The organism is Amedibacillus sp. YH-ame6 (genome assembly GCF_053848845.1).
Window position 1 is genome coordinate 58,029 of record NZ_JBSPEZ010000020.1, and the last position, 6,638, is coordinate 64,666.

The 6,638-nt window shown below is 34.5% G+C and carries 9 protein-coding genes; 8 read left to right on the plus strand and 1 reads right to left on the minus strand.

All coding sequences use genetic code 11. The features are described 5' to 3' along the window. Positions 1–110 precede the first annotated feature (110 nt). The 3 genes from ilvA to ACWG0P_RS12440 all read left to right on the plus strand — a co-directional run bounded on the left by ilvA (position 111) and on the right by ACWG0P_RS12440 (position 2,567). Positions 111–1,319 carry a threonine ammonia-lyase gene (gene ilvA / locus ACWG0P_RS12430; protein ID WP_455801980.1) on the plus strand — a complete coding sequence of 403 codons (1,209 nt, stop codon included), beginning with the start codon at positions 111–113 and terminating at the stop codon, positions 1,317–1,319. Next, entirely contained in the window at positions 1,300–1,743 is a 444-nt protein-coding gene (locus ACWG0P_RS12435) for a YaiI/YqxD family protein (protein WP_455792219.1), read from the plus strand. Before ilvA ends, ACWG0P_RS12435 begins: the two co-directional genes overlap by 20 nt. Positions 1,744–1,871: 128 nt before the next feature. Then, positions 1,872–2,567, plus strand: a complete 696-nt coding sequence (locus ACWG0P_RS12440; protein ID WP_455801981.1) for a Bax inhibitor-1/YccA family protein — start codon at positions 1,872–1,874, stop codon at positions 2,565–2,567. A gap of 47 nt (positions 2,568–2,614) precedes the next feature. On the opposite strand, the gene ACWG0P_RS12445 is transcribed toward ACWG0P_RS12440, so the two are convergent. Further along, on the minus strand, positions 2,615–3,472 hold the full coding sequence (locus ACWG0P_RS12445; RefSeq protein ID WP_455801982.1) for a DUF4438 domain-containing protein: 858 nt from the start codon (positions 3,470–3,472) through the stop codon (positions 2,615–2,617). Positions 3,473–3,582: 110 nt separating this feature from the next. Here ACWG0P_RS12445 and ACWG0P_RS12450 point away from each other — a divergent pair, with 110 nt between their 5' ends. The 5 genes from ACWG0P_RS12450 to ACWG0P_RS12470 all read left to right on the plus strand — a co-directional run bounded on the left by ACWG0P_RS12450 (position 3,583) and on the right by ACWG0P_RS12470 (position 6,488). Further along, positions 3,583–4,557 carry an aspartyl protease family protein gene (locus ACWG0P_RS12450; RefSeq protein WP_455801983.1) on the plus strand — a complete coding sequence of 325 codons (975 nt, stop codon included), beginning with the start codon at positions 3,583–3,585 and terminating at the stop codon, positions 4,555–4,557. Between the two features lie 64 nt (positions 4,558–4,621). Further along, positions 4,622–5,056 carry a peptidylprolyl isomerase gene (locus ACWG0P_RS12455; protein WP_455801984.1) on the plus strand — a complete coding sequence of 145 codons (435 nt, stop codon included), beginning with the start codon at positions 4,622–4,624 and terminating at the stop codon, positions 5,054–5,056. A gap of 3 nt (positions 5,057–5,059) precedes the next feature. Then, positions 5,060–5,404, plus strand: a complete 345-nt coding sequence (locus ACWG0P_RS12460) for a hypothetical protein (RefSeq protein ID WP_455792211.1) — start codon at positions 5,060–5,062, stop codon at positions 5,402–5,404. Between the two features lie 9 nt (positions 5,405–5,413). Next, complete coding sequence (locus ACWG0P_RS12465) at positions 5,414–5,734, plus strand: rhodanese-like domain-containing protein (RefSeq protein WP_455801985.1); 321 nt, start codon at positions 5,414–5,416, stop codon at positions 5,732–5,734. 4 nt (positions 5,735–5,738) lie between these two features. Then, positions 5,739–6,488, plus strand: a complete 750-nt coding sequence (locus ACWG0P_RS12470; RefSeq protein ID WP_455801986.1) for a tyrosine-protein phosphatase — start codon at positions 5,739–5,741, stop codon at positions 6,486–6,488. Positions 6,489–6,638 lie beyond the last annotated feature (150 nt).

The window sequence follows — 6,638 nt, forward strand, 5'->3', positions numbered from 1 at the left end:
TTTTGATATATGAACATATGATTGAAATTGTTCTTAATTAGTAGAAATTCATCTTTATTTTATGAAATAAACATTGTACAATGGTTATAGTAATATAGGAGGATAAATGCATGGAGTTCTATAAAATTCAAGAAGCAAATGTTACACTACAAAATATCATATCAAAGACACCTTTGGTACATGCCACAAAGATTCACGATAATCTTTGGATTAAGGCAGAGAATTTACAATCTACAGGAGCATTTAAGTTAAGAGGGGCATATTATAAGCTTTCTAATTTAAGTGATGAAGAAAAAGCAAAGGGTGTAATTGCCGCAAGTGCTGGAAATCATGCACAAGGGGTAGCGTATTCTTGTAAGAAGATGGGGATTCAAGGTACTATCGTTATGCCTAAGACAGCGCCGTTATCTAAAATCGAAGCTACTAGAAGTTATGGTGTCAATGTGGAACTTCAAGGGGATACGTTCAATGATGCTTATGAATACGCAAAAAACTTACAAGAAATTACAGGAGCTGTTTTCATTGAGCCATTTAATGATGAAGATGTAATCGCTGGACAGGGAACAATTGGACTTGAAATTATTGAGAAAATGCCAGATGTAGATACGGTGATTGTACCGATTGGTGGAGGTGGACTTATTAGTGGAATTGCCATGGCGATTAAGACCTTAAAACCGAACTGTAAGATCATTGGTGTACAATCGGAAAATGCTCCAAGTATGAAGAAATCTCTTGAACAACATGAAATTATCCAATTAGATAATGTATCTACGATTGCGGATGGAATCGCAGTAAAAACACCAGGGACACTTACTTTTGATCTATGTACGAAATACGTGGATGAAGTCGTTACCGTAAGTGAAGAAGAAATCGCTGCGGCTATCTTGACATTGTTAGAAAAGATGAAAATGGTAGCAGAAGGGGCAGGCGCAACCTCTGTTGCGGCAGCTATGTTCAAACTAGATTTAAGTAACCGTAAATGTGTAGCGTTACTATCAGGTGGAAATATCGATGTAAACTTACTTTCTAAAATTATCGATTTAGGTTTGATCAAAACAGGTAGAAAAGCTGTTATTAATATGAATGTAATGGATAAACCAGGAAATTTATCTAGAATGTTGGAATTGATATCTAGAACAGGCGCAAATATTATTTCTGTTAATCACAATCGTATTCAAAATGGTATTTTATTCAATCAATGTCGTGTAGGTGTTGTAATAGAAACCAATGATCAAGAACATATCGATGAAGTCATGCAAATCCTGAAAGAGAATGGTTTTGAACCACATAATGTTGAACATGTTTCATATACTAATTGATGCGGATGGTTGTCCAGTTGTGGGGCAAACAATTGATATGGCGCAAGAATATCAAGTGCCTGTAATCCTTGTATGTGATACATCTCATATCTTTCATGAACCCTACGCAACTTTACTAATGGCAGATAAAGGAAAAGACCAAAGTGATTTCTTATTACTGAAACATGTTCATGCTGGTGATATCGTGATCACTCAGGATTATGGACTTGCTAGTTTAGCCCTAGCCAAAGGAGCGATTCCTTTATCACAGAATGGACTTCGTTATCATGAAGGCAACATGGATCAATTACTTCAATCCCGTCATGAACATGCCAAAATGCGAAAACATAAACAATATGGACATATTCCTAAAAGAACTGCACAAGCAGATATTGATTTTATGGATGCATTGGAAACAATCCTATTAGAAAAATTAGAGAAATAAAATTGAAATCTAAGGAATAAAAGACATAAATTGTAAAAAAAATATAGGAATTTGCGAAAATTTTTCAAAATACTAGGATAATGATAAGAAGTATACTATAATAATAAAGAAATAAGGAGGTTTTTAATATGAACCAAAATGAAAATTATTTTGAACCAGCCTATACAACATCTTTACAAAGACATGCTGCGAGAACATTTGGTTGGATGACAATAGGTTTATTGGTAACTACAGTTGTGGCAATGTTAGTAACATTTACAGGAACATTTGATTTTATTTTCAGTATTCCTATGCTACCAATTGTTATGATTGTTGCACAACTAGGATTGGTATTTGCATTAGCTGGAAGAATTATGAAGATGTCCCCAACAAGTGCGAAAATATTATTCCTATTATATTCAGCACTTACAGGAATCACATTCTCTGTACTTGGGTTAGTTTATAGCGTAGGTACATTAGCACTTGCGTTCTTAGTAACGACCGTATATTTTGGAAGTCTTGCGGTGATTGGTCTTACGACAAAAATGAATCTATTAAAATTAGGACCTATCCTAATTGGGGCTTTGTTTGCGTTAATTATCACTCAAATTGTGATGATGTTTTTAAATGTTGGTACAGATACAATGTTATTCTCTGCGATTGGTCTGTTAATCTTTACTGGTATTACTGCGTATGATGCACAAAAGATGAAAGCATTATACATGCAGTATGAACAAGATGAATTAGCATTACAAAGATTATCTATTTACTCAGCATTTGATTTATATTTAGACTTTATTAATATTTTCTTATATATCTTACGTTTCCTTGGAAACAGAGATTAATCATTTCAATAAAATAGGCTGCCCTCGTTATGAGTGCAGCCTTGTTTTTATTTCGTTAAGTAATTTGCGATATTCGCATCTTTATCAAGGATTGGTTTTATAGCATTTGTTCTACTTGTTAGCACAATGGTAAGTCCAGGTCCATGTCCACTTGTAAAGGAATCTGAGTGCACCACCACGCCAATAGAAACAGCATCTTTTAAATAATGTGGTCCATTATGGTTATCGTGATCTTGTACTGCGACTATATCTCCAAAACGTAGTTCATTAAGGTGATAAGTCTCATTGGCTTGTGCATCCTGTGTCATGATGTCATAATCACCCATCATCATATTGGCTTCTCCAAGTCCACTCCCCATTAAGGCAGCGGGTACGATAGTTACTACAGGAACCTCGATTCCATCTTCTTTCTCTGTAATATTCATTTTTTCTAATAAAGAAGGATCAATGTTCATTGCCTGAATATCTTTATAATCCAATAACTTTAATCCCATACCACAAGCTTTGATTAAGACTTTATCATCGCATGTCATAGTTTCTAAAGTTTCCTCTTCAAAGGATACCATAACGTGATCTACACCACCGTGTTTTCCAGTTACAAATCCTGTTTTTCCTTTTGCATCACCACTAATAATTTTAGCTTCATTACCAACACATGCAAATGCCATAAGTGCATGGTTTTCTTTATCACTAGAATTCTTTAAACTTACTCCTGGTTCAATGTGGTCTCCTTCAATTCCCATACAAGAATCTCCAATTTTATAATTGTAAGTAATACCACCAGTACCCATTGTAATTCTTCCATACCCATCATATCCTACGCGATATCCGTTGGCCGCAAGACCAGGATGATCTACTTTTCCCTGCACGCTAATGATGGCTAATTTATCTTTGTTTAATTTCATATACGAACCTCCTGAATGCTTTCATTATAACAGTCTTTTCCATAAAAGTTAAGCAAGAATCCCGGGAGATTCACATAGGATATGATATAATACTTGTACGAGGTGAAGCTATGATATTTGGACATGCATGCAAAGTGAAAAGTAAAGGCGCGACATGTATTGATGCGCAAACATATGAACACTTTAAAGACGTTGTAGATTGTGAAGAATTTTTAAACGGTATTCAAAAGGCAAGTGCACAACTACATGCACAAGTAGATGGTGTAGAGAGAACTATGTATCAAGAAGAGTTCACGTTGCCTTTATCTAGAAATCTATTTGGATTATTAATGATTCCAGTGTATGTGAATCATATGAAATATCGATTTATCATTGATACAGGCGCACAGATAAGTGGTGTAAAGGAACAGGTTGTAAAGACTTTAGGGTTACGGAAAACCAATGGTAAAGTCACCATTGGTTCTATTGGAGGCACACAAAAGGAAATGCCTGGTGTCGTCATGGAATCCTTTCAATTTGGTGCTTTAGAGTATCGTAATCGTACTATGATTGAACTGGCAGACTCTGATTTTTCTATGCGTTTTGGTAACATTGATTTATTATCTTTTGATGGCATCTTAGGTTGGGATATTTTAAGTCAATTGGATTTTGAACTTGATGATATCAAGAAAGAATTTAAGGTGTTAAAAAATAGATTGAAGGTACCAAATCCGAATATGTTAAAAGGAAGTTTTCCATGTTTTATTGTGAAATTACCAAATGGAAATAGTGCACTTTATGGATTTGATAGTGGTTCGAAAATGAGTTGGATTGGAGAAGATGCAATTCAATTACACAACTATCGAAGCTCCAAAGAAGTGAATAGTGTTGGATTTGGAGTACACGGTATGGAAAAGCTTCAGTTAAAAGTAATAGAACACTGTACACTTTTATTAGATAAAGCCAAGATTGATTTATATCAAACGATGAGTGGCAGAACGAAGTTATTTCCTTCCTTTAGCTTTGATGGAGTACTAGGTAATGAAATATGCAAGGGAAGAAGAATGCGTATCATTAACAGCGCGCAAATGGTTTTAATTGCCTAATGTTGAAATTTGTGAGAATTTCGTGTATATTTTAGAAGTATAAAAAATAGAGAGGACGATATATATGATATTACATGGAAAATTTGTTTTAGAGAATGGGGCAGAGTTGCCTTTTGAATTATATCCGAGTGAAGCACCAAAAACAGTGGAGAATTTTGTGAAATTGATTAAAGAAGGGTATTATGATGGAAAGACATTTCATCGTGTAATTCCTCACTTTGTATCTCAAGGCGGATGTCCAAATGGAAATGGAACAGGGGATTTAGGTTATACAATTCCTTGTGAAACAGCAGGGAATTCACATAAACATGAAGAAGGAAGTTTATCTATGGCACATCGTGGAAAAGATACAGGATGTTGTCAATTCTTTATTTGTCATGACCCTCAGCCACATTTAGATGGTGTACACACCGTATTTGGTAAAGTGACAGACAATTTGGGTGCTGTTCGTAATATGCACAATGGAGATGTAATGACTCGTGTCATCATCGAGGAATAATAAATGAACGATTCTAGACGTTTAGGTATGCCCGTATTGGTCATGGTTGTATTTACTACGCTCTTTTATTTGATCAATACCTACTTACACTCAGAAATTACAAATACCATTTTAACGATTATATTTGATATTTCTTTGTTTATGTTTGGGGTTACTTTAAACGGTAAAAAGAAAAGTCATAGTGTGTACCGCAAGGTACTAGCACTTGTATTAACAATCATCTTAGTATTCATCCAATTGGGTGTGGTTTCCATGCCGTTTGTAGCAACACTACAAACCTTCTTTTCAATCAATCCATATTTAATAAGTATGTTGTTTATTTATTTTGGATTTTTGTTCATGGATTAGAGGTAGACTATGTTTTTTAAGAAATTTGACAAAGACATGAGTGAAGTTAAACAAGCGATGCAACAAGGAACTAAGATACAATTAGTAGATGTACGTTTTGAAGAGGAATACATAGAAGGACACATTCCTAATGCTATATTGATTCCTTTGCCACAACTAGAAGAACTAGCCGATACGTTATTAAATAAAGATAGTACAACGTATGTATATTGTCGTAGTGGACAACGTGCCAGCAAAGCAGTTATGAAATTAAATGCAATGGGATATCATGAAGTCTTTAATGTTGGTGGTGTCATTCATTGGTCATATCCATTAGAAAAAGGAAGGTAAGTCTATGAATCCTATTCGAAGGTTACCACTTTATCATGCACATAATGTGCGTGATTTGGGTGGTTATTCAATTACAGAATCACAGATTACTGCATGGAATCGAATCTATCGAAGCGATGATGTAAGTGCGTTAGATGAAAGCGATTGGAAAATATTGAGAGCAAACAAGATTACTTGTATTTTGGATTTGCGAAGTAAGGAAGAACAAATCACTTCACCTTATGATTGTGAAGCCTATGGAATTACACATGTTTCTATTCCTTTTATGAAAGAAGATAATCATGTGAAAGAGGCCATGGATGAAGAAGCACTGCAAGCATTTATTTTGAGTATGAAATTGGATTATGTGCAAATGTTTCAAGAAGATGCTAAACCTAAAGTAAAAGAAGCCCTTGAGTATATAAAAGAAACCTTACAACAAGGAAATGCAATACTCTTTCATTGTACGGCTGGAAAAGATCGTACAGGTATTCTTGCGTGTATTTTGTTAGACCTTTGCGGTGTGAATACTCTAGATATTATTGCGGATTATCAAGTATCTGCGACCTATAATGTGAATGGCATAAACAAGCGTATTCCAAAAGAACTTTTAGCTTTACCAAATGTCAAAGAAATGTTTGAAAGTAGAGTGGATATGATCAAACCTTTATTAGCATTCTTTCATGAAACAAGTTGTGAAGAAGTACTTCTTAGTATTGGGGTTTCAGAAGAAACGATGCAAACTATAAAAGAAAATTTCATCATATCTTTATAAAACATATTGACATCTAAATAAGAATGTTCTCAAGTTTTACACTTGGAAGATAGTAAAAAGGTCCCAAGTCCCCTAAGTAAAGGGGATGAGACCTTTTTTCGTTATTGATTTAGTTTCGTACTTTTTCTAGAATTCACTATTCTTGAAAAT

Coding starts and splice junctions, on each gene's coding strand:
- ilvA (WP_455801980.1), top strand. CDS start 111: ATGGAGTTCTATAAAATTCAAGAAGCAAATGTTACACTACAAAATATC.
- ACWG0P_RS12435 (WP_455792219.1), top strand. CDS start 1,300: ATGTTTCATATACTAATTGATGCGGATGGTTGTCCAGTTGTGGGGCAA.
- ACWG0P_RS12440 (WP_455801981.1), top strand. CDS start 1,872: ATGAACCAAAATGAAAATTATTTTGAACCAGCCTATACAACATCTTTA.
- ACWG0P_RS12445 (WP_455801982.1), bottom strand. CDS start 3,472: ATGAAATTAAACAAAGATAAATTAGCCATCATTAGCGTGCAGGGAAAA.
- ACWG0P_RS12450 (WP_455801983.1), top strand. CDS start 3,583: ATGATATTTGGACATGCATGCAAAGTGAAAAGTAAAGGCGCGACATGT.
- ACWG0P_RS12455 (WP_455801984.1), top strand. CDS start 4,622: ATGATATTACATGGAAAATTTGTTTTAGAGAATGGGGCAGAGTTGCCT.
- ACWG0P_RS12460 (WP_455792211.1), top strand. CDS start 5,060: ATGAACGATTCTAGACGTTTAGGTATGCCCGTATTGGTCATGGTTGTA.
- ACWG0P_RS12465 (WP_455801985.1), top strand. CDS start 5,414: ATGTTTTTTAAGAAATTTGACAAAGACATGAGTGAAGTTAAACAAGCG.
- ACWG0P_RS12470 (WP_455801986.1), top strand. CDS start 5,739: ATGAATCCTATTCGAAGGTTACCACTTTATCATGCACATAATGTGCGT.